This is a genomic window from Afipia dichlorophenoxyacetatis (assembly GCF_055386385.1).
On record NZ_AP029250.1, the window covers coordinates 1,829,712 to 1,852,169 of the forward strand.

22 protein-coding genes are annotated in these 22,458 nt (G+C 59.0%); 12 read left to right on the forward strand and 10 right to left on the reverse strand.

Features of this window, described 5'->3' with window-relative positions:
- Nucleotides 1–19 precede the first annotated feature (19 nt).
- Both ACZ5C3_RS08415 and ACZ5C3_RS08420 read right to left on the reverse strand, forming a co-directional pair.
- Nucleotides 20–328, reverse strand: coding sequence for a hypothetical protein (locus tag ACZ5C3_RS08415; protein WP_464036819.1), 309 nt, complete (start codon nucleotides 326–328; stop codon nucleotides 20–22).
- Nucleotides 329–491: 163 nt separating this feature from the next.
- Nucleotides 492–1,367, reverse strand: coding sequence for an alpha/beta fold hydrolase (locus tag ACZ5C3_RS08420; RefSeq protein ID WP_464036821.1), 876 nt, complete (start codon nucleotides 1,365–1,367; stop codon nucleotides 492–494).
- 606 nt (nucleotides 1,368–1,973) lie between these two features.
- Here ACZ5C3_RS08420 and ACZ5C3_RS08425 point away from each other — a divergent pair.
- The 5 genes from ACZ5C3_RS08425 (at nucleotide 1,974) to ACZ5C3_RS08445 (ending at nucleotide 7,930) form a co-directional block, all read left to right on the forward strand.
- A complete protein-coding gene (locus ACZ5C3_RS08425) occupies nucleotides 1,974–3,416 on the forward strand; it encodes an outer membrane protein (RefSeq protein WP_464036823.1) in 1,443 nt (480 codons plus the stop codon).
- A gap of 190 nt (nucleotides 3,417–3,606) precedes the next feature.
- Complete coding sequence (locus ACZ5C3_RS08430; protein ID WP_464036825.1) at nucleotides 3,607–4,026, forward strand: hypothetical protein; 420 nt, start codon at nucleotides 3,607–3,609, stop codon at nucleotides 4,024–4,026.
- Between the two features lie 169 nt (nucleotides 4,027–4,195).
- Nucleotides 4,196–5,641, forward strand: a complete 1,446-nt coding sequence (locus ACZ5C3_RS08435; protein WP_464036827.1) for an outer membrane protein — start codon at nucleotides 4,196–4,198, stop codon at nucleotides 5,639–5,641.
- Between the two features lie 188 nt (nucleotides 5,642–5,829).
- The gene (locus ACZ5C3_RS08440) at nucleotides 5,830–6,240 is read left to right on the forward strand and encodes a hypothetical protein (protein WP_464036829.1); all 411 of its coding nucleotides are present in this window, start codon (nucleotides 5,830–5,832) and stop codon (nucleotides 6,238–6,240) included.
- 250 nt (nucleotides 6,241–6,490) lie between these two features.
- Nucleotides 6,491–7,930 carry an outer membrane protein gene (locus tag ACZ5C3_RS08445; RefSeq protein WP_464036831.1) on the forward strand — a complete coding sequence of 480 codons (1,440 nt, stop codon included), beginning with the start codon at nucleotides 6,491–6,493 and terminating at the stop codon, nucleotides 7,928–7,930.
- A 719-nt stretch (nucleotides 7,931–8,649) separates the two neighbouring features.
- Here the strand turns inward: ACZ5C3_RS08445 and ACZ5C3_RS08450 are convergent.
- The 3 genes from ACZ5C3_RS08450 to ACZ5C3_RS08460 all read right to left on the reverse strand — a co-directional run bounded on the left by ACZ5C3_RS08450 (nucleotide 8,650) and on the right by ACZ5C3_RS08460 (nucleotide 12,296).
- A complete protein-coding gene (locus tag ACZ5C3_RS08450) occupies nucleotides 8,650–10,023 on the reverse strand; it encodes an MFS transporter (RefSeq protein ID WP_464036833.1) in 1,374 nt (457 codons plus the stop codon).
- A gap of 93 nt (nucleotides 10,024–10,116) precedes the next feature.
- Nucleotides 10,117–11,646 (reverse strand): aldehyde dehydrogenase, encoded by a 1,530-nt coding sequence (locus ACZ5C3_RS08455; RefSeq protein ID WP_464036835.1) that lies wholly within the window; start codon nucleotides 11,644–11,646, stop codon nucleotides 10,117–10,119.
- On the reverse strand, nucleotides 11,643–12,296 hold the full coding sequence (locus ACZ5C3_RS08460) for a GntR family transcriptional regulator (protein WP_464036837.1): 654 nt from the start codon (nucleotides 12,294–12,296) through the stop codon (nucleotides 11,643–11,645). The genes ACZ5C3_RS08455 and ACZ5C3_RS08460 overlap by 4 nt, the downstream gene beginning before the upstream one ends.
- Before the next feature lie 164 nt (nucleotides 12,297–12,460).
- On the opposite strand from ACZ5C3_RS08460, the gene ACZ5C3_RS08465 reads away from it, so the two are divergent.
- A complete protein-coding gene (locus ACZ5C3_RS08465; RefSeq protein ID WP_464036839.1) occupies nucleotides 12,461–13,273 on the forward strand; it encodes an alpha/beta fold hydrolase in 813 nt (270 codons plus the stop codon).
- Between the two features lie 22 nt (nucleotides 13,274–13,295).
- On the opposite strand, the gene ACZ5C3_RS08470 is transcribed toward ACZ5C3_RS08465, so the two are convergent.
- On the reverse strand, nucleotides 13,296–14,138 hold the full coding sequence (locus ACZ5C3_RS08470; protein ID WP_464036841.1) for an HD domain-containing protein: 843 nt from the start codon (nucleotides 14,136–14,138) through the stop codon (nucleotides 13,296–13,298).
- A gap of 683 nt (nucleotides 14,139–14,821) precedes the next feature.
- On the opposite strand from ACZ5C3_RS08470, the gene ACZ5C3_RS08475 reads away from it, so the two are divergent.
- Together ACZ5C3_RS08475 and ACZ5C3_RS08480 are read left to right on the forward strand one after the other, a co-directional pair.
- Nucleotides 14,822–15,610 (forward strand): alpha/beta fold hydrolase, encoded by a 789-nt coding sequence (locus ACZ5C3_RS08475; RefSeq protein ID WP_464036843.1) that lies wholly within the window; start codon nucleotides 14,822–14,824, stop codon nucleotides 15,608–15,610.
- 22 nt (nucleotides 15,611–15,632) lie between these two features.
- The gene (locus tag ACZ5C3_RS08480; RefSeq protein ID WP_464038293.1) at nucleotides 15,633–16,778 is read left to right on the forward strand and encodes a PAS domain-containing sensor histidine kinase; all 1,146 of its coding nucleotides are present in this window, start codon (nucleotides 15,633–15,635) and stop codon (nucleotides 16,776–16,778) included.
- Between the two features lie 72 nt (nucleotides 16,779–16,850).
- On the opposite strand, the gene ACZ5C3_RS08485 is transcribed toward ACZ5C3_RS08480, so the two are convergent.
- The 3 genes from ACZ5C3_RS08485 to ACZ5C3_RS08495 form a co-directional block, all read right to left on the reverse strand.
- Nucleotides 16,851–17,150, reverse strand: coding sequence for a hypothetical protein (locus ACZ5C3_RS08485; protein WP_464036844.1), 300 nt, complete (start codon nucleotides 17,148–17,150; stop codon nucleotides 16,851–16,853).
- A gap of 92 nt (nucleotides 17,151–17,242) precedes the next feature.
- Nucleotides 17,243–17,758, reverse strand: coding sequence for a DUF2380 domain-containing protein (locus ACZ5C3_RS08490; RefSeq protein WP_464036845.1), 516 nt, complete (start codon nucleotides 17,756–17,758; stop codon nucleotides 17,243–17,245).
- Between the two features lie 183 nt (nucleotides 17,759–17,941).
- Nucleotides 17,942–18,082 carry a hypothetical protein gene (locus ACZ5C3_RS08495; protein ID WP_464036847.1) on the reverse strand — a complete coding sequence of 47 codons (141 nt, stop codon included), beginning with the start codon at nucleotides 18,080–18,082 and terminating at the stop codon, nucleotides 17,942–17,944.
- A gap of 372 nt (nucleotides 18,083–18,454) precedes the next feature.
- On the opposite strand from ACZ5C3_RS08495, the gene ACZ5C3_RS08500 reads away from it, so the two are divergent.
- On the forward strand, nucleotides 18,455–19,783 hold the full coding sequence (locus ACZ5C3_RS08500) for an MFS transporter (RefSeq protein ID WP_464036848.1): 1,329 nt from the start codon (nucleotides 18,455–18,457) through the stop codon (nucleotides 19,781–19,783).
- Nucleotides 19,784–19,936: 153 nt separating this feature from the next.
- On the opposite strand, the gene ACZ5C3_RS08505 is transcribed toward ACZ5C3_RS08500, so the two are convergent.
- Nucleotides 19,937–20,299, reverse strand: coding sequence for an SPW repeat domain-containing protein (locus tag ACZ5C3_RS08505; protein ID WP_464036850.1), 363 nt, complete (start codon nucleotides 20,297–20,299; stop codon nucleotides 19,937–19,939).
- Nucleotides 20,300–20,697: 398 nt separating this feature from the next.
- Here ACZ5C3_RS08505 and ACZ5C3_RS08510 point away from each other — a divergent pair, with 398 nt between their 5' ends.
- From ACZ5C3_RS08510 to ACZ5C3_RS08520, 3 genes are all read left to right on the forward strand, one after another.
- Nucleotides 20,698–20,952 (forward strand): hypothetical protein, encoded by a 255-nt coding sequence (locus ACZ5C3_RS08510; protein WP_464036852.1) that lies wholly within the window; start codon nucleotides 20,698–20,700, stop codon nucleotides 20,950–20,952.
- A gap of 166 nt (nucleotides 20,953–21,118) precedes the next feature.
- Nucleotides 21,119–21,412, forward strand: coding sequence for an antibiotic biosynthesis monooxygenase (locus ACZ5C3_RS08515; RefSeq protein ID WP_464036853.1), 294 nt, complete (start codon nucleotides 21,119–21,121; stop codon nucleotides 21,410–21,412).
- A 383-nt stretch (nucleotides 21,413–21,795) separates the two neighbouring features.
- Nucleotides 21,796–22,362, forward strand: coding sequence for a hypothetical protein (locus ACZ5C3_RS08520; RefSeq protein WP_464036855.1), 567 nt, complete (start codon nucleotides 21,796–21,798; stop codon nucleotides 22,360–22,362).
- Nucleotides 22,363–22,458 lie beyond the last annotated feature (96 nt).

Consider the following 22,458-nt stretch of genomic DNA (forward strand, 5'->3'; position numbering starts at 1 on the left):
TATGCGCCACGCCGCATCGTTACGCATAACGATCCACGCGTGATGTTGCGCTGGGATCCGACGATGATGTCGGCGCTGCCGCCGATCCGTCCCATGGGACAGCGGCGCCGCGCGGGTCTGCCAGCGTTCCGCCGAGGATCACGGCGTGCGTATCGAACGTGACTTTGTTCTGGTCCTGATCGGAGTGCTGTTCGGATGCGGGCTTGGCCGGCCCGTCGTGCGGATGGGCGGGATTGATAAATTTGTGGGCGTTGTCGACGTCAGTGCAGTTCAAGCAGCTGAAGCCGTTCACGATGACAGGTGATGAATAGTTGCCGCTGATGGTCATGGGCGATCCCCCAAATTGTCTCTTCAGGCAATTTCGTAAGGGGCACGCGACTTGTTACAGCGCAGATCTTTGCGCTGTGAGGATGGTTAAGCGACGGTAAATTTTACCGTGCGATGCGGATGGTGCGTGCGGCAATCGGCACGAGCCATCCGCGCAGCAGGCGTCAGCCGACGCTCTTCGTCACCGACAGAATGATTTCCGCCAGTTTGTCCGGCGCGGAGAGGAACGGCGAGTGATCGCCGTCCAACGTGAACACCTGATCGCAAGGGGTGTTTTTCAACATGGCGTCCTGATACAGCGGCGACACACCGTGATCCTTCGAACCTTTCACATAGAAACGCTTGACCTTGCCGTAGCGCTCCGGCGTCAGCTGCAACTTGTCGCCGTACACCTTCGTGCGTTGCGGGGTGAGTTGCGATTTCGCCCAGTCGGCATCGGCGGGTGTGCAGGTGTTATAAAACACCTCGGCCGCTTTCTCCGGCGGAAAGGTCGCTATCTGGCCGTCCGCAGAGACTTTCATATTCTTCAGCACGAGGTCATCCACGTTCAGCGCCTTGTTCGCGTCCAGGAAACTGCCAAGGCTTTCATCGTTCCGCAGCAGCAGCCCGTTGATGTAAATGGCGGCGGCGAGCCTGTCGGAGCGTTGTTCTGAAACCTGCGACGTGACGATGCCGCCCATGCTGTGGCCCACAAGAATGACCGGGCCCGCGATGCCGTCGATCACGCTTGCCACCCGCGTCGCATAGCTCGCAAGATCTGCATTCTCGATCGGGGCCGGATCGCCGCCGCTGGCCGGTAGATTGGGCGCGAACACTTTGTATCCTTCGCGCTCCAGCAGCGGGATCAGTCTGCTCCAGCACCAATTGCCGTGAAACGAGCCGTGCACGAGAACGAACGTCGCCTTCATTTTATTGTCCTTTTTGTCATCTGCGAATGCGGGGGCAGGAAGGGCGGAGGCGGCGAGCACGGCGGTTGCGAGACCTGCGGCGCTCGATAGAAGCATGCGGCGGCTAAGCGATGGAACTGGAGGAATGGTCATCCGAAAATCTCCGATCATTCGTCGCGCGAAGGTATCGGTCACGCCTCACGCGCCGGATCATGCCGTTAGCGGCGGATGAAAATCTAGATCAATGGTTCTATGATTAGCAAGATAGATAGTTGAATTGATCTGCTGCTTTATGCGGCGCGGCGCGAGGCATTTGCTCACTCAAGCGGCGGCGTTTCCTCGCAACAGTCGCGTGACCGCGACGCAAACGATTTCGCGCCTGCAGCATTCATCGACGCGTAGATCAATCGCAACGCGATACACCAAGCGGAAAGTCGCGCAATTTCAGTTATAGGACCGCGCGCACTGCAGCGCGACGCCACGCCGACCGCCCAAGCCATCGCGCGCTTTGTGCTCCCGCGGCGCGCGAACTCTCCCTCGGGGCGAGCGCGCCGGACATTCATCCATTCTGCGCTGATACGATTTGCTGAACGAGTACACTTCCAGCCGCCGCTCGGTTTGCGGGCTGTGGCGAAATAGAGACTCGGACTTCAAATCGTCGAAAGTATCGTTTTGTCCTAATTTCTCAGCGTCCAGCCCAAGCCACGCGTGCCGGCGAACTGTATCGATTTGAGGAAAGACTCAAGCCGGTGCTTTGCTATGACATTCTTACTGCGAACTTCTTCCGCGCTCACGGCCCTGGCCATCGTGACATCGGCCCACGCCGCTGATCTTGGTGCGCGCGTCTATACCAAGGCGCCTGTCGCGCCGGCTTTTAGCTGGACGGGTTTCTACCTGTCGGGTGGCGCCGGTTACGGCATGTGGACAGCGGATCAACTCTATGTGCTGGGAGCACCGTCCGCGGATGTCCAGCGCAACGGCGGCCGGGGCTATTTCGGCACCGTTGGCGGCGGCTACGACTGGCAGTTCAACAGCTCCTGGGTCGCGGGAATTTTCGCCGATGCGCAATTCGGCGACATGAGCGGGACCATTAATGCCGTTGTTCCAAACACCATGGGCACCACCAAGAACAATCTCAATTATGCGGCCGGCGCGCGCCTTGGCTACCTGATCGCGCCAAACGTTTTGTCCTACGTCAATGCCGGCTATAGCCACGCCGAATTCACCAGCTCAAACCTTGGTAACGTCCTCGGGCATAGCACGTCTTTTACGACTCCCGGATTCAGCCGTGATGGCTGGTTCGTCGGCGGCGGTTTCGAAAACTCGCTGAACATCTTCGGCATCGCGGCTCCAGGGTGGTTCATGAAGAGCGAATACCGCCTCGCTGGGTACGGCAGTATAGACGTTCCGATGTCCGGCGGGCCCGTGACCGTTGGGGATTCGGTTGGCTTCAAGTCCACCGTTCAGACCGTCAGCACCTCGCTGGTTTATCGCTTCAACGCGGACGGCGTTCCGGCCGCTGCGAGCGCGCCGCCTTACACCAAGGCTCCCGCAACGCCGGTCTCCAACTGGACAGGTTTCTATGTCGGTGCTGGTGGCGGCTACGGCATGTCGACCGCGGATAATATCTTGCAGGTCGCTGGGGCTCCGGTTGGGGCTTCGGTGCGGTCCGGCGGCAACGGTGCGTTCGGCACCGTGAGCGGCGGCTACGACCTGCAATTTAACCGTTCGTGGGTCGCAGGCGTTTTTGCCGATGCGCAGTTCGGCAACATCCAGGGAATGATCTCACCGCCGGCTCTTGCTGCGGTTATCGGCACGACCAGGAACGATCTCAACTATGCAGCGGGCCTTCGCGTGGGCTATCTTGTTGCGCCAAATGTGCTGTCTTACGTCAATGGTGGCTACAGCCGTGCAGAGTTTAAAGGCGCGGATCTGGCCATTTCCTACAGCGGAGTGGTTGCGGCGACGACCGCGAAAGCTCATTTCGATGGCTGGTTTCTCGGCGGCGGTGTCGAAAACTCGCTCAACATTTTCGGCGTGACGGCGCCCGGCTGGTTCATGAAAACCGAGTACCGTGTGGCTGAATACAACCGGAAGAATGTCGACGTCTTCGATGTACACGGACTCTCAACCCCGTATGCGGTTGCGTTCAAGCCCTACGTGCAGACCATCAGCAGCTCGCTGGTCTACCGCTTCAACTGAGGTGGACTGCCTCGCGGCGAATAGTCATTCGCCGAGCCTACTCTTTGGAGAGTGAATCGAAGCCCGGCCTCTGCGCCGGGCTTCCTTGAATCAGCACATCGAAATCGAATCTGAAACCTGTCCAGTTTGTAACCGTCTGCTCGTGAACCAATCTATTCGCCGTGTGACGAATCCAGCAGGGAGACAGCCAATGAAACGCATTTCAATGATCTTGTTGCTGATCGGCCTCTCGGTGACGCACGCTCGAGCTGATCACATGGAGTACACATATCGCGACACCATTCGCCCGCACGGCCACAAGCGACCCGACGCTGTAGGCGAGGCGAGTACCCAGTTGTGCAACGAAAGATTAGGCGTTCAATACCTTGAGGCTTCTGCGGCTTACAAGAGATGCATGCGTGAACAGGGGTACCGTTACGTCTCACGCCGCCTCGTCAGAACGCCTGAACCGTTGCAACAATCGCCGGATGATGGTTCTTCGCCGGTGTCGGTGGACGTCGATATTCCATCGTCATCCCCGCCGCCGCCGATCGACATGACGCCGCCGCCGCAGGTCGATCCAGGGCCATCGCCGGACATTCATCCGTTTTGTGCCGATACGATTTGCTGAATCAGTTCGCTTGCAGCCGTCGCGCGATTTGCTGTCTGTGGCTAAATCGACACACTGGCCTCAAATCGTTGAAATCATCGTCCTGTCCTAGTCTATCGTCGTCCAGCCCAAGCCACGCGTGCCAGCGAACTGTATCGATTTGAGGAGAGACTCAAGCCGGTGCTTTGCAATGACATTCTTACTGCGAACTGTTTCCACGCTCACGGCCCTGGCCATCGTGACATCGGCCCACGCCGCTGACCTTGGTGCGCGCGTCTATACCAAAGCGCCTGTCGCGCCGGCTTTTAGCTGGACCGGTTTCTACCTCTCGGGCGGCGCAGGTTACGGCATGTGGGATGGGCGCCAAAAGCTCGTTCTCAACGGCACGCCGGCCGGGCTTGACGAGCACACCGGTGGACGAGGCTACTTCGGGACTGTCGGCGGCGGATACGACTGGCAATTCAACAGCCGTTGGGTCGGCGGTATCTTCGCCGACGCGCAATTCGGCGACATCAGTGGCACCATTGCTGGCCCCGCTATAGGCTTTCTCGGCAACACCAGGAATAACCTCAACTACGCGGCCGGCGCACGCCTTGGATATCTGGTCGCGCCGAATGTCCTGTCCTACGTCAACGCCGGTTACAGCCACGCCGAATTCAGCGGCGCGAACATTATCTCAATTGGGGTGCCAATCCCTCCTGCCACGACGACTCCCAAATTCGGCCGCGACGGCTGGTTTGTCGGTGGCGGTTTTGAGAATTCACTCAACATCTTCGGCATCACGGCTCCGGGATGGTTCATGAAGAGCGAGTACCGTGTCGCTGAATACGACATCAGAGATGTTGCTCTTGTATTCCCTGCTGGCGCGTCCGGGACGGGTGCCATTCGCTTTCAGCCCGTCATTCAAACAGCCAGCACTTCACTAGTCTACCGTTTCAATGCGGACGGCGTTCCGGCTCCTGTCAGTGCGCCGCTCATCACCAAGGCTTCCGCGATGCCGGTCTCCAATTGGACTGGTTTCTACGTCGGTGGAGGTGGCGGCTACGGCATGTCGACAGCAGACAATACGACACTGCTCTTCGGCGATCCGATCGGTGCTTCCGTGCGCACCGGTGGCAGCGGTGTATTCGGCACTGTGAGCGGCGGCTATGATCAGCAGTTCAACAGTTCATGGGTTGCCGGCATTTTCGCCGATGCCCAGTTCGGCGACATCAAGGCAACGATCACACCGGGCGCCCTTGGCAATGCCGCCCCGACAAAGAACGACCTGAATTATGCAGTCGGCCTTCGCCTCGGTTATCTTGTCGCGCCGAACGTGCTCTCTTACCTTAACGGCGGCTATAGCCATGCCGACTTCAAGGGTGCCGATTTGTCGAGACTTGATAACGGCGGGATCGACGCCACGCTCGGAAAGACTCATTTCGACGGCTGGTTTATAGGCGGCGGCGTGGAAAATTCGCTCAATATCCTCGGCGTGACGGCTCCCGGCTGGTTCATGAAAACCGAGTACCGTGTCGCCGAGTACAACCGAAAGAACATCGATATGCCTGAACCAGCCGGGCCAAGCGTCTTCGCAATCGCGTTCAAGCCCTATGTGCAGACCGTCAGCAGCTCGCTGGTCTATCGTTTCAACTGAGGCGGACCGCTTCGCAGCGAATAGTCATACGTCGAAACGTTCTGCAGGAATTGAATCGAAGCCCGGCCTTGTGCCGGGCTTTTTTGCATCAGCACATCAAAATCGAATCCGAAACCTGTCCAGTTTGTAACCGTCTAGTCGTGAACCGATGCGTTCGCCGTGTGACGAATCCAGCAGGGAGAAAGTCAATGAAACGCACTTTAGTCGTCTTGTCGTTGCTCTGCATATCGGCGCCATACGCCCAAGCCGATCACATCGTCTACACCTATCACGACACCATTCGCCCGCACGGTCACAAGCGTCCTGACGCCGTGGGTGAAGCAAACATCCGGTTGTGTGACGAAAGAACTGGAGTCTACCATGGTGCTACTGCTGCCTATAAGAGATGTATGCGGGAACTGGGATACCGTTACGTCTCACGCCGTCTCGTCAGGACACCTGAACCCTTGCAAGAATCGCCTGATGACGATTCACCCACACCGCCGCCCGATATCGATATGCCATCGCCCCCACCGCTGGTAGACGTGACGCCGGCGCCGCCGATTGTTCTTGAGCAGGTGCCATCGCCGGACATTCATCCGTTCAATCCGAATCTATAGAGCCTGCCTCACGTTTCACTCCGGACGAACGCCCATTGGTATGCAGGTCTCGTTCCGTTTTGTCCCAATCCAATTTGTTGAATGGGCTTGCTTCCAGCCACAGCGCGGTTTGCTGTCTGTGGCTAAATCGACACTCCGGCCTCAAATCGTTGAAAACATCGTTCTTTCCTAATCTATTGCCGTACAGCCCAAGCTTTGCGCGGCAGTGAACTGTATCGGTTAACGACGGAATCGAACCGGTATGGTGCCAATGAAATTTGCAGTGCGGCTTTCCCCAATGGTGGCGATCCTCGCCGCCGTCACGACCGCAAACGCCGCTGACCTTGGTGCGCGCGTCTACACCAAAGCGCCTGTCGCGCCGGCTTTTAGCTGGACGGGTTTCTACCTTTCGGGCGGGGGCGGTTACGGCATGTGGGATGCCGACCAGCAGTTTATTGTCCGGGGGGCGCCGATCGGGAGCGGCGAGCACACCGGCGGCCGGGGCTATTTCGGGACCGTCGGCGGCGGCTACGACTGGCAGTTCAACAGCCGCTGGGTTGGCGGCGTGTTCGCCGACGCGCAATTTGGCGACATCAGCGGGTCTATTTCTGTTCCCTTTGCAGATGTTTTCGGCTCGACCAGGAACAATCTCAACTACGCTGCCGGCGCACGGCTCGGGTATCTGGTCGCGCCGAACGTCCTGTCTTATGTCAATGCGGGTTACAGTCACGCTGAATTCAGCGGCGCAAATTTTTACTCACATGAAGGTGACAGCCTTACTTCGGGGACTGCCAAGTTCGGCCGCGACGGCTGGTTTGTCGGCGGTGGTTTTGAAAACTCGCTCAACATTCTCGGCATCACGGCGCCGGGATGGTTCATGAAAAGCGAGTACCGTGTTGCTGACTACGGCGGCAAGGATGTTGCTGTTGTGGGGGCTCCTCCCGGAGCTGACATTCGCTTCAAGCCCATCATTCAGACCGCGAGCACCTCGCTGGTTTATCGTTTCAATGCGGATGGCATTCCGGTCGCCGCTGACACGCCGCTCTATACCAAGGCTCCCGCGATGCCGGCTTCTAACTGGACCGGCTTTTACATCGGCGGCGGTGGTGGGTACGGCATGTCGACCGCGGACAGCACGACGCTGGACGCTAGCGGTCCGCTGGATGTGTCCGTGCGCAGTGGAGGCAGCGGTGCATTCGGCACCGTGAGTGTGGGCTATGACCAGCAGCTCAATGGGTCATGGGTTGCCGGTGTTTTCGCTGATGCGCAATTCGGTAACATCACGCAGACGATGTCATCGCCACGGCTTTTCGACATTACCGGCACGGCCAAGAACGATCTCAATTATGCGGCAGGCCTTCGCGTCGGTTATCTTGTCGCGCCGAACGTGCTGTCCTATGTCAACGGCGGCTATAGCCGTGCTGAATTCAAGGGCGCCTATCTGTCGAATATCGACGATCCCAGCATTGAAGCATATGGCGATCGCACTCATTTCGATGGCTGGTTTATCGGCGGCGGCATCGAAAATTCGCTCAATATCTTTGGTGTGACGGCTCCCGGCTGGTTCTTGAAAACCGAATATCGCCTCGCCGAGTATAACGAAAAGAGTGTCGGTCTCTCAGATCCACCCGGCACGCCCACCGGTTTCGCTCTTGCATTCAAGCCTTACGTGCAGACCATCAGCAGCTCGCTGGTCTACCGCTTCAACTGAGGCGGACCGTCGGTCGCGAAATACTGATTTCCGAAACGCGGTCTTTGGCGAGATTGAATTGAAGCCCGGCCTCGCGCCGGGCTTCGCTTTGTCTGCAGTTCAGCGGATGTTGGTCCAGAACGAGCCGTGAACCAGGCTCTATAAGTTCGGATTGAACGGATGGAGGTCCGGCGGGGGCGGCATGTCCAGAATAATCGGGGGCTCCGGGGTTACGTCCGGTAGTATTGGCGGTGCCGGGGTCTCGGCTTCTACGGGCTCCGACCCCCAATCATCGGGCGGTTGTTGTGGGTGTCGCAGACGCTCAACGTGACTAAGCTTCCAATGATGCCGCGCCATGCATTTTCGATAAGCGGGGGATACTCTGCCCCATAGTTGTACCCCGACCTCTTGGTCGCAAACCTGACCGTCGGCTTGCAGCTCCGCGTCCATCTCTGAATTCAGCCGCCATGGCTTTTGGACATCCTCCCAGGTTTCCCTGTAGTCTTGTGCCTGGGCGACGGCAGTGCCCGCGAGCAATAGTGCAATGACGAAAAAGCGTTTCATGTCTGGTCTCCTCGGACATTGGTCGCTCCGGAGAGAAGGCGGGTTCGTTGCCGCCGATCACGAACAGGGGATTGACGCGAGCTGCCGGTGCAAGCGGAAGGGATCATCCCATCATCGATCAAACGAAAAGGCCCGGCGGATACCGGGCCTTTCGATGTCTGGTATTCGAGGACAGATCAGGACGCTTGCTGCTTCATCACCGCTGCATTGCCTTCCTCGCCCTTGAGTTCTTCAAGACTTCGGTGCCTCGGCTCGATGCCGAGCGCCCAAACGACAATGATCTGCAACGCCAGCAGGCCGATCATCAGGGACATCACGCCGGCAACGCCACGGGCTTCAAAGAGCGTGACAACCAGGAACGGTGTAACGATCGTGGCACCGCGACCCAGTGTGTTGACGATGCCGGATGCCCGGAGCCGCACCTCTGTCGGGAACAGCTCGGGAATGTAAATTCCGAACAGCAGCGCCACCAGGACGTAGATCGGAATGGTCAGCGCAAACCCGACCGCAGGCAGCAGCACCGGGTCCGAAATCATCGGATAGATGATTCCGAGGATCACGGAGATAACGGACGCGCCGATAATGATCGGCTTGCGTCCCCAGCGATCAGCGGTTAGCGCGCCGATGGCAGATCCGACCGGCGCGCCCAGCGCCATCAGCAATGAATAGCCGAACGACGTCGCAACGCTCAGTCCCTGCTTGATGAAGAAAACCGGCAGCCAGGTGACGAAGCCGTAGAGCAGCGTGTTGATCGTGATCAGGCAGACCGAGCCTACGATCATCCGTGACAGCAGGGGTGCAGTAAAAAGCGTCGCCAGATCAGGCGAGGCAGCAACGGTCACCGTCGTGGCTGGTGGTGGAAGCGGCTGTCCCTGGGCTGCTTCACGCTCGATCTCCTGCATTAACTTCTCAGCCTCGTCCTTGCGGCCGACGGCTTCGAGCCAACGTGGGGACTCGGGCAGGTTCTTGCGCAGATACCACACGATGAGCGCACCAATACCGCCGATGATGAACATGGCGCGCCAGCCCAACATCGGCACGACGATGGATGCAATGAGAAGGGAGATCGGAAGGCCTGTGACAACGCAGACGGTCATCAGGCCGAGCCACTTGCCGCGCGAACGTGCCGGCACGAACTCCGTCATGGTCGAATAGCCGACGACGTTCTCAGCGCCGAGCCCGACACCCATGATGAAGCGGCAGATGATCAAGATCGTCATGTTCGGCGCAAACGCTGCGGCCAGCGACGCAAGGCCAAACACCAGCAGGTTGAACTGATAGGAGAAGCGCCGGCCGTACCGGTCACCCACGAAGCCGGTGCCAAACGAGCCGGCCATCATCCCCACAAACGTCGCCGAAATAAAAATGGCATTCTGGGCAAGTGTGGAGAAGCCGGTTTTCAGCGTCACGCCGAGCACCGTGCCGGCGAGATAAATATCGAAACCGTCGAAGAACATTCCGATCCCGATCAGCGTCATGATGCGGTAGTGGAATGGACCAATCGGCAGCCGATCCAGCCGGCCGCCGGCATTCACTGTTGTAGAAGACATACGCGTTACTCCCCGTGTGCATTGTCATTGATGTCGGTTCGGTAGCCAGTCCGTTCTCTGCGGAACGTTTCGTGGCTGCCGGTTATTGATGCGTCAGTTCAGTCGTTTCTGATCCGCCGTGTCGCGATACCAGTCGAACGGCTTGTCCGCCGTAGCGACCATGACGCTCTTGGTGTTGAAGTGATCATCGAAGCTCTCTGTGCCGCATTCACGGCCGATGCCGCTGTCGTCCACGCCGCCCCACGGAGAGGCCGGATCGAGACGGTGGTGATCGTTGATCCAGACAATGCCCGCCTTGACACTCGAGGCCACGCGGTGGGCGCGGCCAATGTCACGGGTGCGAATGGCCGCCGCCAGTCCGAACGGCGAGTCGTTGGCGAGTCGCAGCGCATCCGCTTCATCCTTGAAGGGGGTGACGGATGTGAACGGTCCGAAAACTTCTTCCTGGAAGATCCGCATGTCGGAGCGCACGTCGGCGAAGACGGTCGGCTCGACAAAGAATCCGCCATCGTGGCCCGGCACTTTCGCCGCGATACCGCCCGTCACCAGACGCGCGCCGTCATCGCGGCCGAACTGCGAATAGGACAACACACGGTCGCGCTGGCGCGCCGAGATCACGGGGCCGAGCTGCGTGCTCGGGTCGAACGGATCGCCGATGCGGATTGACCGCGTCTTGGCTTTCAGTTTCTCGACGAATTCGTCATAGATCGAAGCCTGAACGATATGACGTGATGCGCAAACGCAAGTTTGTCCGGCGCCGATGAACGCGCCGAAGGCGGCGTAGTTGACGGCCTGATCGACATCGAAATCGTCGAACACCATCACCGGCGTTTTGCCGCCAAGCTCCATGGTCTGGTGCGCAAAGACCTTCGCCGCGGCGCTGCCGGCGATGCGCCCGGCCTCAGTTCCGCCGGTCAGCACCAGCTTGTTGATGTCCTGATGTTCTGCCAGCATCTTGCCCGCGCTCTGGCCAAGGCCAAGAACGATATTGAAGACGCCAGGCGGCAATCCCGCTTCGGAGAATATCTGTGCGAGCTTCAGCGTGGTCAGCGGAGTATATTCGGAAGGCTTGACCACCGTCGTGCAGCCGGTTGCGAGGACGGTCGCCAGCGACTTGCACAAGATCATCAAGGGGTGATTGAACGGCGTGCAGTTTGCGACAACACCGATCGGCGTGCGCAAGGTGTAGTTCAAATACGAACCTTCGACCGGAATGACCGCGTCGCGCCGCGACAGCGCAAGGCCCGCAGCATAGCGGAAGAAGTCGGGGAGGCGAGCGAGCTGGGCGCGGGTTTCGTTCACCGGGCGTCCGTTGTTCAGCGTCTCGAGGCGGTACAGTGCTTCGAGATTGGCCTCGAAGGCGTCAGCCAGCCGATTGACGAGACGTGCGCGCGCTCGAACGTCCATGCCGCCCCATTCGCGCCCTTCGAAGGCTGCACGTGCGCTCTTCATTGCGCGGTCGATATCAGCTGACGTCGAATTCGGGATGCGTGCGATGACATCGCCGGTCGCCGGATTGCGAACATCCAGCAATTCGCCGTTGCCGGCTTCGATCTCGCGGCCATCGATGAAGTTGCCGTGAACCTGGACCTCAATGGTGGCTGATTTGCTTGGGATATTCATGTGTGTCTTCCTTCGATAATCACTGCGTTGCGCGCCAGGGCCGGCAGCACGCGCTTCTCGGTTTTTTGAATGTGAGCCTTGATGATGCGCGCAGCGCCGCGCGTATCCCGGCGCTGCATCGCGTCGATGAGGTCGACGTGCTCCGCGACAAGTTGCATGTGGTCGCGCCCGCCCTTGACGTTGGCGATGCTGACACGCACCAGCCGGTCTGCCTGTTCGATCAGGTCACGCGCCGCGGCCGCCATGCGGCGGTTTCCGGAAGCCTCCGCGAGCGCGGAATGGAAGGCGCGGTTGTATTCAATGAAGGCCTCTCCAGGCCCATCGAACCGGCGGAATTCATCGAGCGACCGCAACACGCTGTCGGACGCGTGCTCGATGGCTTCAGACACGCATGCGGGTTCGACCGCGAGGCGGAAGCGAAGCAGGTCCCGGGCATCAGAGAGCGAAATCGGATTGACCCGGTAGCCCTGGCGCGGCTGGACGGTGACCAGATGCTCGCGCTCAAGCCTCGCCAGCGCCTCCCGCACGGGTTGCCGGCTAACGGAATAGCGCTCCGCCAACTCGTGTTCGCGGATATCATCACCTGGAGCTATCCTGCACATCAGGATATCAGATCGCAGGCTATCATATACGTTTTCGCGTAGCAGCATCAAAACTGCCTCCAAAATTCCAGCTTATCTTGCACTCGTGATATATCACGTCAACTCAATTTGAGCTTTGAAAAGATCCTCAGGTGATCTATCAATCGGTTGGCAATGCGGCGCTTTGCGACGTTGAGGCGCGGCGCAACCATTTGTTTGAAAGAGAGAAATTCATGGACCGGCGTCTCGCAAAGGGCACTGTCAACGCAGCGGAGTTCGGCAAGGGGCCGTTGCTCTTCCTGTTTCATTCACTGCTTTCTGATCGCGCGAGCTTCGACCGGATCGTTCCGTCCCTTTCAACGTCGTTCCGGGTTGTGGTTCCGGAACTTCCCGGTTTCGGTCTTTCGCAGGCCGTCGATGGCGGACTCAGCGCGGTTGCCGATCGGATGGCTGAAGCGGTGACGGATCGCGCCGCCGGTGAAGACGCTATCGTGCTCGGAAACGGTTACGGCGGCTTCGTCGCACTGCAGATGGCCATTCGCCACCCAGCGCTCGCAAGCAGGCTCGTTCTTGCTGATTGCGGCGCAGCCTTCTCCGAACCGGGCCGGCAGGCTTTCCGCAACATGGCTGGTGCAGCCGTGTCGAAAGGCTTGGCCGCGATCACCGATGTCGCCATGCGGCGACTGTTCGCGCCCGAGTTTCAAGAGAAGAACCCAGAACTGATGCAGGACCGCCGCGAGGCATTCCTTCGCACGGACACCGGCGTCTTCCGCGCGGCCTGTGAATCGCTGGCGGCGCTGGATCTACGGCCACAACTCGAGAAGGTGAGTGCGCCCGTGCTGGTGCTCGTCGGCGAGCACGATGAGGCGACGCCGCCACCGATGTCCCACGAGCTTGCCGCCGGTTTGCCCGATGCGAAACTCGTCATTCTCCCGGGCTGCGCTCACGTTCCGCAATTGCAATCGCCCGAGCTTTTCCTCGATGCCGTTTCCGGATTTCTGTCCGGCGGCAATGTTGCTTCCAAAAGAGAAGCATTGCGCGGATAGGAAGGGATGGCCGCCCAAACCTTCACACCTGCGGCCCCATCAGCCGCTGGGCGCGTTCGGCGCAAAGCACGTGATGGTGAAGGTTTGCGATCCACTGTCGGCCGCAGGTTGTCATGTTCAGGTACTTGATGCCGTCGTCGAGATGGATCGAGACGCTGTCCCAGAAGAACGATGGATACTTCTCGATGATGTCGGCAGGTGAGGAATAGCCGAGCTGCTTGTTGGTGCCGGTTTCCTCGAATTCATAGAACAGCGCGTTGGCCTTGCGCAGATACAGCGGATCGCCAAGCTGGCCGATGAAGTCAGCGGCTTGCACCAGTTTCGGTTCAAGGCCGCACTCCCTCTGCCTGTCTTTTGGCACAGGAAAACGCGTCATTTCGATCGCTTCGGCAATGCGTGCAGCGTCGATGGTCGGATTCTTCTCGAGCCGCTCGAAGGCGAATATTTTCGAGCGGTCTACGTGATACGGCGCCAGCGATGCGTCCGACGCGCCGCGCGGTAGGGTGATCTTGCGACCGGTGGCGTCTGCGACGAATTCGGTTTCGGTGTCGCCGCTGAGCACACCGCGCACATAGCCGATGTCGTGGAGCAGGCAGGCGACGATCAAGTGGCTGTAGTCGGATGGCTCGATGCGCCGCGACACCATCATGCCCTGCAGGATATCGCGCCCCACCATGGTCACCTGCAATGTATGCTCGTAAGTGTGATAGAGCGCGTCACTGCCGGCGAGGCATTCGATGGTGGCGCGGGCGGCGGAGCCGAGACGTTCCGCCTCGTCAGCGTGAGCCGAGCCGAATACCCGGCGGAAATCCTTGGTGAGAAACTTGCCCAGCCTGTGGGCCGCAACGGCCGTGATCGATCTCATTCACGCGCTCCGAGTGATCAAGGATCGTCTGCAATACTCCCTGCAACAGGGCGCACGACACGCGTGGTTCATTCCGCATCTGCGCAGCACGTTAAAGTCAGCGCACCTGTTCGAGGGCAGCCGAGTGTCCCGAAAGCAGCGGTCATATGTTAGATCAACGCGGCGGTGGGTCGATGGTTATTATGCCGCGCGGCATCGCCAACACCGGCGTGTACGTGTTGCTTGCCTGCTTCGCCGGGCATGGGCGAATTTCGTGATCCCTGATGGTGGTTCTCCGGCAAATGCAAAGATTTAAGTGCCGGAACCACCACATTATTTTCGCAAAGTAATGCAACCAAAAGGCCGGGCGGGGCGTCATGTGGCTGACACATGGGGGAGAACGCCTGATGATCAGGGAACTTTTTTTGCGGTGGTTCCACCTCCAGCCTCTCAAAACTGATCGGTCAGAGGTGCCGGAAGGGGACAGATCCTCGCTCGCGCACCTTGTGAAGTTGTTGCGCGAGGACGAAGCACCCAAGGCCTCCAATAAGCCGCGCTAAGTCGTCTTTCCGACCCTAATATCCTCGCCGCATGAGAGCGTTCGTCGGGCTCTTGGAGGTGCGGTGGTAATGGCTACGTGGCCGATTTAATGGTGTATGCTCCATTTTAGGAAATGCGCCGTGCGGCGCGTTCGGGAAACTCTCGTGTCAGTTATGAAGCGCAATAACGTCGAAACCCGCGGAAGCGGGCGGCGCGCCATCGTCTTCGCTCACGGTTTTGGGTGTGATCAGAATATGTGGCGCTTCGTGGCGCCAGCCTTTGAGCAGGATTTTAAAACCGTGCTGTTCGATCATGTCGGGTCCGGCTGCTCCGATCTCTCGGCCTACGACCCAGTCAAATACGCGACGCTTACCGGATACGCTGACGACGTGATCGAGATCGGTCGCGAATTGCAGTTGAAGAATGCGGTCTTCGTCGGCCATTCGGTCAGCGCGATGATCGGTATTCTGGCGTCGCTCAAAGCGCCTGATCTGTTCGGAAGCCTGGTGCTCATCGGACCATCTCCCCGCTATATCGACGACGAGGACTATTTCGGCGGTTTCAATGCCCAGCAGATCGAGGAGCTGCTGTCGTTTCTTGAAGAGAACCACATGGGCTGGTCGAGGCAGATGGCTCCCGTCATCATGGGGAATCCGGATCGCCCCGAACTGGGCGAGGAGTTGACCAATAGCTTCTGCCGCACCGATCCTGAAATCGCCAAGGCGTTCGCGCGCGTTACCTTCACCTCAGACAACCGAGATGATCTGCCAAAAGTTTCAGCGCGTACGCTGATCCTTCAGTGCAGCGAGGATATCATCGCCGGTGAACAGGTCGGCGCGTATGTCCAAAGCCGTATTCCCGGTAGCGAACTGGTTTTGCTGAAGGCGACGGGACATTGTCCGAATTTGAGCGCGCCGGACGAAGTCACCGCGGCGATCCGCTCTTTTGTCTGACGTGAAAGGCGATATCGACCCGATGCCGGTCGAAGATCTGGAAGATCTCTACGAAAACGCGCCTTGCGGCTATATCTCGCTGCAATCCAATGGCCGTATCTTCAAGGCCAACCGAACGTTCGCAACATGGTTGGGTTACGAGGCCGCGGAGCTTGTAGGCAAGCGCCTTAGCGATCTGCTCAATATCGCAGGCCGCATTTTCTTCGAAACGCATGCGGCGCCGCTACTGCGCATGCAGGGATTTTTCAACGAGTTTGCGATCGACATGGTGACCAAGGCAGGCGCTCGCCTACCTGTCATCGCCAATGCCATCGAGCGCCGGGATGAAGCCGGGGGATTGCTGTTCACGCGCCTGACCATCTTCAAGGCCGTGGACCGGCGCAGATATGAGCGTGAGCTGCTTGATGCACGCGATGCGTCGGAGGCTGCGCGGCATCAAAGCGAAACGAAGCACGCCACCACCCAGGCTAGCCTGACCGCGGAGCGCGAGACGGCCGAACTGCGTGAACAGTTCATCGCGGTGCTCGGCCATGACCTGCGAAATCCGCTTGCGTCCCTGTCCTCCGGAGCCCGGCTGATGCTGAAGGCCAAGACACCGGCAGACGCGGTCAAGATCGAAGCGATGATGCAAAACAGCGTCACGCGCATGGCGCGGCTGATCGAGAGCGTCATGGATTTCGCGCGAGGGCGGCTGGGCGGTGGCCTGACGATGCACGCTGCGATCTGCGCAGTGGAGCCGGTGTTGGATCAAGTGGTGGCGGAATTGGCTTCGGCCCATCCGGAGCGCTCGATCGATACGCAGTTTGAGCTTGAGACGCCGGTGTTCTGCGACGCCGAGCGGATCGCGCAATTGTTGTCCAACCTGCTTGGAAATGCGCTCACCCATGGCGCACACGATGCACCCATCCGCGTGCATGCGGTAACCGTAGACGGCGTGTTCGAACTCTCCGTCGCGAATGGCGGTAAGCCAATCTCCGAAGAAGCCATGAAGAATTTGTTCCAGCCATTCTATCGCGGAGCGGTGCGTCCGTCGATGCAGGGGCTGGGCCTAGGTCTTTATATCGCCTCGGAGATTGCCAAGGCGCATGGCGGCACGCTGGAGGTGGCGTCTTCAATGGTTGAAACGCGGTTCACTTTCAGGATGCCGTTGATAGATCCGAGGCTATAGTTTCACGGCCGCGGCGCAGTGACCATCATCACTATTTCGCCTGATCCCGCCAGCTCATTCCACGGTTTTTCCCTACGTGTTGATGTCCAGCTCTCTCGCGGCTGGCTTCTTTGCAAACCGCTGAAACGCCAGCATGAGGATGGATGCCGCGATCACGGCGGCGTTGGCGAGATAGGTCGGCTTGACGCTGATCTTGAGGGGTGGTCCGGCTGAATACATCCACGTCCCCTCGGGATCATGGCCGGTGAGGATCGCCACAAGGATCATGATGCTGGTCAAAGCGATAAGGATGAAAAGGGCGCGCCAACCCTGAACCGCCTCACGGGCGATCAGGTAAGTGACGATCATTAAAACCATGGGTATCCAGTCCATGCCGGGGCGCTCCTCGTCCCCCTTTGTCGCACGGGAGGTGAGTATCGTTCATCGCGCGGCTCCGGCGGACATATTGGCAGGGCAAGCGCCTTTCACTGCATGCAGTGGTCGATCAAGTCGCGGGCTGCGAATTTTGCGGCGCGCTCCCAGGCTTCCGAATTATCGCCGCGATAGGAGAGCAGCCGATCGCAGACCTTGCCGTTCGGGCCGAGATCGACGACCACGACCTTGGCCCAGCCCACCAGCGTGCTCATCTTGTGCAGCCCGCCTGCGACGAGGTAGCGCGCATCGGCCTTCTTCGCCATGTCCGCTAGCGCTTCCATGCCGGGGTCGCCGATGGAGCATTTGTCCGGAGCGCAGGGCAGCGGCGCCACATCGAGCTTCAGCTTATCGGATAATGTCTTGCTCACGATCGACTGGAAGTCCTTCAGCAGGGCGTCGTGCTGCGCTGTGTCCGTCTTGGCTTCACCGGAGGTGTCTTCGAAAGTGAAGCTCGCTACCGCGAGTTTCGCTGACTGCGCGGGCTGGCTGAATACCGCCGGTGCGAAACTGCACACCAGCAGAGCGCACATGGCGGCGATGGACAATCGGCGCAGCCTGGGTTGCATGTTGGTCTCCTGCGATCGGGGCGGGGAGCAAAAGGCAGACATTGGGGATTTCCGTGAGACGACGCCCGTCATTGTGATGCGCGACAGTGCGCATGTCGAGCGGCGCGCAACGGTCCAGAAGCCGCTACGTGCGCCAAACCGGTATCCGCTTGATCTATGAATCAGGATACGTGACGTGAAGTATCAGCGAGGCGGCTCGCTCTCCTTGAGGAGCCGGGCAAGGTCGGCCAGCGAGGAACGATCTTCGCTTTGGTCAGATGGCACGTTGGCTTCAAGCTTCGGCCTGAGCCATTCGCGCAACCGCGTAAAAAGTTCCGTCAGCATACGCAACAAATCCTCAGATGACGCATTCATGACTCTGGAAGGCCTCAATAGGTTGCAGGAACTTGAAAATTTAATTCTCGTTTCAATCGACTGGGCCAAAAGTCCTATTCGGAGCCGGAGCTTTCGGGATTAGACTTCAGAAATCGCTTCATCCCCGGACGCAATGCGGAAGAAGCAGTAGTGCTCGCGGCGCTTTCGAAAAGGCCCGCTGGAGCTTTCCTCAGGTGGCACAAAGTTCCCCTGAGGCAGGGCGTTATGGACGCCATCGCAGACACATTCTTGCAGACGCCCCAGACGCCGCGCGCAGGCAGTGCCGCGAGACAATCAGCACTGAAACAGGGAGGCGCTTCTTGACGTAAAGAGGAGGCCAACATGGCTATTGAAGTCCCCAGGGATTTCCGCCGCGTGATCGTCGCCGCGTCGGTCGGAAACGTCATCGAGTGGTATGACTTCTACATCTTCGGGAGCCTGGCCGCGGTGCTCTCGGTCAAGTTCTTCGAACAATCCCATCCGGTCGCGGCATTGCTCAGCACCATTGCGTTGTTCACCGCAGGATTCCTGATCCGTCCACTGGGCGCGTTTCTGTTTGGATGGATGGGCGACCGGATCGGCCGCAAGTACACCTTCCTCGTCACGCTCAGCGGCATGGGGTTGGGCACAGGCGCCATCGGCTTAATCCCGACCTACGAGTCCATTGGTCTCACCGCCGCTTTCATTCTCTTCGGCTTGCGGATGATCCAGGGCCTGTGCCTCGGCGGCGAGTATGGTGGCGCTATCACCTATGTCGCCGAACATGTGCCGGACGAAAGCCGCGGCTACTACACCGGATGGCTTCAGACCTCCCCAACGCTCGGCATCGTGGTGTCGCTGGCGGTGATCATCGCCACGCGCTCGTATTTCGGAACAGAAGCCTTCAACGCTTGGGCGTGGCGTGTTCCGTTCCTGCTGTCCTTCGCGCTGGTTGCGGTGGCCATCTACATTCGCCTCCAGCTGCAGGAGACGCCGATCTTCCAGGAGATCAAGGCGAGGGGGCAGATGACCCGAAACCCGTGGAAGGAAGCATTCCTCAGCAGCAACATGAAATATGTCGGCATCGCCACTATCGTGCTGATTGGTCAGGGCGTGGTCTGGTACAGCGGCCAGTTCTGGGCGTTGTACTTCCTGCAGCAGGTGTCAAAGGTGGATCCGTTGACGTCGGCCTATATCGTGGGAGCCGCGCTATTGCTTGCAACGCCGAGCCTGATCTTCTTCGGTTGGCTGTCCGACATCATCGGCCGCAAGCCGGTGATCCTGGGCGGCATGCTGCTCGCCGCGTTGACGTACTATCCGCTGTACTTGTGGCTGGGCACCGTGACGCAGCCCGGCAACATCAACTACCCGGTCGCGATCTTCATCATCTTCATTCTCGTTTGCTATGTGGGGATGGTGTATGGCCCGGTGGGCGCGTTCCTCGCGGAATACTTCCCCGGCAGAATTCGCTACACGTCGGTCTCGGTGCCGTATCACATCGGCAACGGCTGGGGCGGCGGGCTGGTGCCGTTCATCACGTCTGCAGCGTTCGCGGCGACGAACAGTGTCGGATATGCGCTGATCTACCCGATCGTTGTTCCAGCCATCTGCTTCGTGCTCGCGCTGTTCCTGATGCCAGAGACGCGCAAAATCAGCATCTGGCAGCCGTTCGAGCCGCGCACCGCGTCGTGACACAGGCTTGCGTGCGGGGCCGCTATTAGGTCCCGCACGTTTCTCTCTTTCTATGTCAGGACTGCTGCCGCATTGGCCAAGGGGTATCTACCCGGTGAAGACACCTCGCTTGCAGCCGCGCTGACACGGGACAGGTTTAGGTTTAAGCCGCTCTCAGTTGGCCGGGTGATGCCAGCGATCGTGCCACCACGTGGTGAAATCACGATCGGTCATCAATTCCCAGACCGCAAACAGGATCACCAGCAGGCCACACACCACGCTGTTGACCGTCGCTGCTCCTGCTTCATAGCCGACCGTCCAGGGGGCAGCCAGCAGAGCCAAGCCAAGGAGAATTTCTCCCCATTCCTCCAGATAGGACGGAATGACGAAACCCTCCACGGCAAACAGAACGACGCAGATTCCAAGCACGATGGTGATCCACGTTGCCGCTCCGGCGAAACCGAGAAAGAACGGCGATACCACCAGCCACACGCCCACCAACAGGCTGGCAATGTCTTGCCAATGTTGAATGCGCATGATGCTCACCTCCCTCCTTGCCATCATCATACTGCAGAGAGGGTGTTTTCGAGCATGCGCCGATCGTCGCGAGAAGTTGTGTCGCATGGTGCGGTGCGATTGACGCTTCTGGGAGCGAACTTCGCGAAAAGCGTTTTGGCATAAATCAAAGTGCTCCTACAATGGCGCGGCTACCCCCTGAAGGCTGTTACTAGTGTCCCGGTTCTAACGTTCGCACGGCTTTGTCGCACTCTCGTTTGCGAACGTTAGAACCAGAAGGGACACTAGCAAATCTGTGAAGCTAGTGCGCTTTACGGATTTGACGTTCGCACCGAGGACTCGCTGCAATGCTGGTACGAACGTCAAATCCAGCGCACTAGTCTCGGCAATTTCGTCCGTCAAATATGGGAGGAAAGCTCATGATCAAATTGATTGCTATTGCGGCCTTTGTCCTGGGTGTTGCCTTGGGCATTGCAACGTCAGCAAGGGCTATGCCGGTTGCGCCGGTTCATGCGCCGGAGGGCATCGTCACGGATGTCGCCTATGGCTGTGGCCCGGGCAGGACACGCGTTGGTGGTATCTGCGTCGCCAGGACCACCATCCGCCAGACGCGTCGAGCCGTGCGAAGGTGTGCGTATTGGCGCGGGGGCGTTTGCCGCCGGTGGGTTTACTGAAACGCGAATGAAAGAGCCGGGAGGTTTTGATCTCCCGGCAGCTTGTGAGCGAACACGATCTGATGCGCGGGAAATCCTGCTGCCGGCCCGCAAGCGGATGAGTGCGTGCGATGAAAGATCGCCGCAACCGCAATGTCCGGACAGCCGAACGGTGGAGGGATGTCTCATGTATGCCGCCATTCGTCAGGGTAAGGCCAAGACGGGCATGGCCGAAGAGCTGGCCGTCCGGATCAAGGAAGGCGCTATTCCGATCATCAGCGATGTCGAAGGCTTCATGGCCTATTACGTGGTCTATGAGCCGGACGACACTGTGACGGCGATCAGCATCTTCAATAATTATGCAAGCGCGGAGGAATCGAACCGGCGCGGGCTCGCGTGGATCGAACAGAACTTGTCGCCCTTGCTCACCGGACCGATTACGGCGGTCGCCGGGCCTGTCATCGTTCACACGCTGGCGTAGGGGATACCAACCTTGTTGAGATTGTCGTCAACAGGGGCGCATTGGCGTGGCTGAAGAGGTTGAAATCAAAATTGATCAGCCCAAGGTAATCGAGGCCTGCAGTACGCTCACTCCGACAGTTTGGACGTGGTAGATTTGTTGAAGCCCATAACAGCTATCGGACGTGACCAAGGTCTCGGCGGATGCTTCTAGCATCTCCCGAGAGACCTTCGCGCTCCAATCGATTTCGCCGATGAGACGCGAAGTCGCGGCAACGTTCCTGCCGCATCTGGAATGCATTCAGTGAATAGCCCGGTAGCTCGAAGCGCGACGCCGCAGGCGTATCACGCATGGGCCAGTCGTAAGCATGAGCCTGAACCACTGCTTGATCCAGGGAGGAACCGATGAAGCCCATCAGCCTCAGCACAATCGCGGCGCCTGCCGTCGCAATCACACTCGTCAAAACGGCGATTTTCGCCGGAGTACTCACGGCCTTGACGCCAATGGCTGTCTCAGGAGAGCCGATTGAGAAGAAAGGGACCACACCTTACGTGACCCACTTCATTTTTCGCCCGTTGATGGACCTAGATATCGCCGATCTTGGTAAGGCCACCGCGCTGGAGGCGGTCGGGACAACCGAAAACATGAAGGGCGAGAAGATGCTCGACAAGATGTCGGCACGTTGCACGGCGCTGAGTGTCGCGTCCGGCGAGAAGAAGTACATCGATGGCGCCTGCGTGTTGGCTGACAGCGATGGCGACAAGATTTTCTCGACCTTTGATACGCGTGACCTCGATAAGTCGCAGCCGAAAATGGATTGCGGCACCCATATCATCACCGGCGGGACCGGAAAGTACAAAGGCATCACCGGGAGTGAGCCGTTTGCTTGCATAAACATGCCAGCGCTGGTTGGCCCCGGCGGCTATTTTGCGATGGATATCCCGCATAATACGAGCTGGGAAATCAAGTAGAATTGGGAAATCAAGTAAGAGGATCGCTTCTGCGATACCTCGGTCATGCCTGACGATCCTGATGAGAGACGGACCAATCGTGCCGGCGCTCTCATG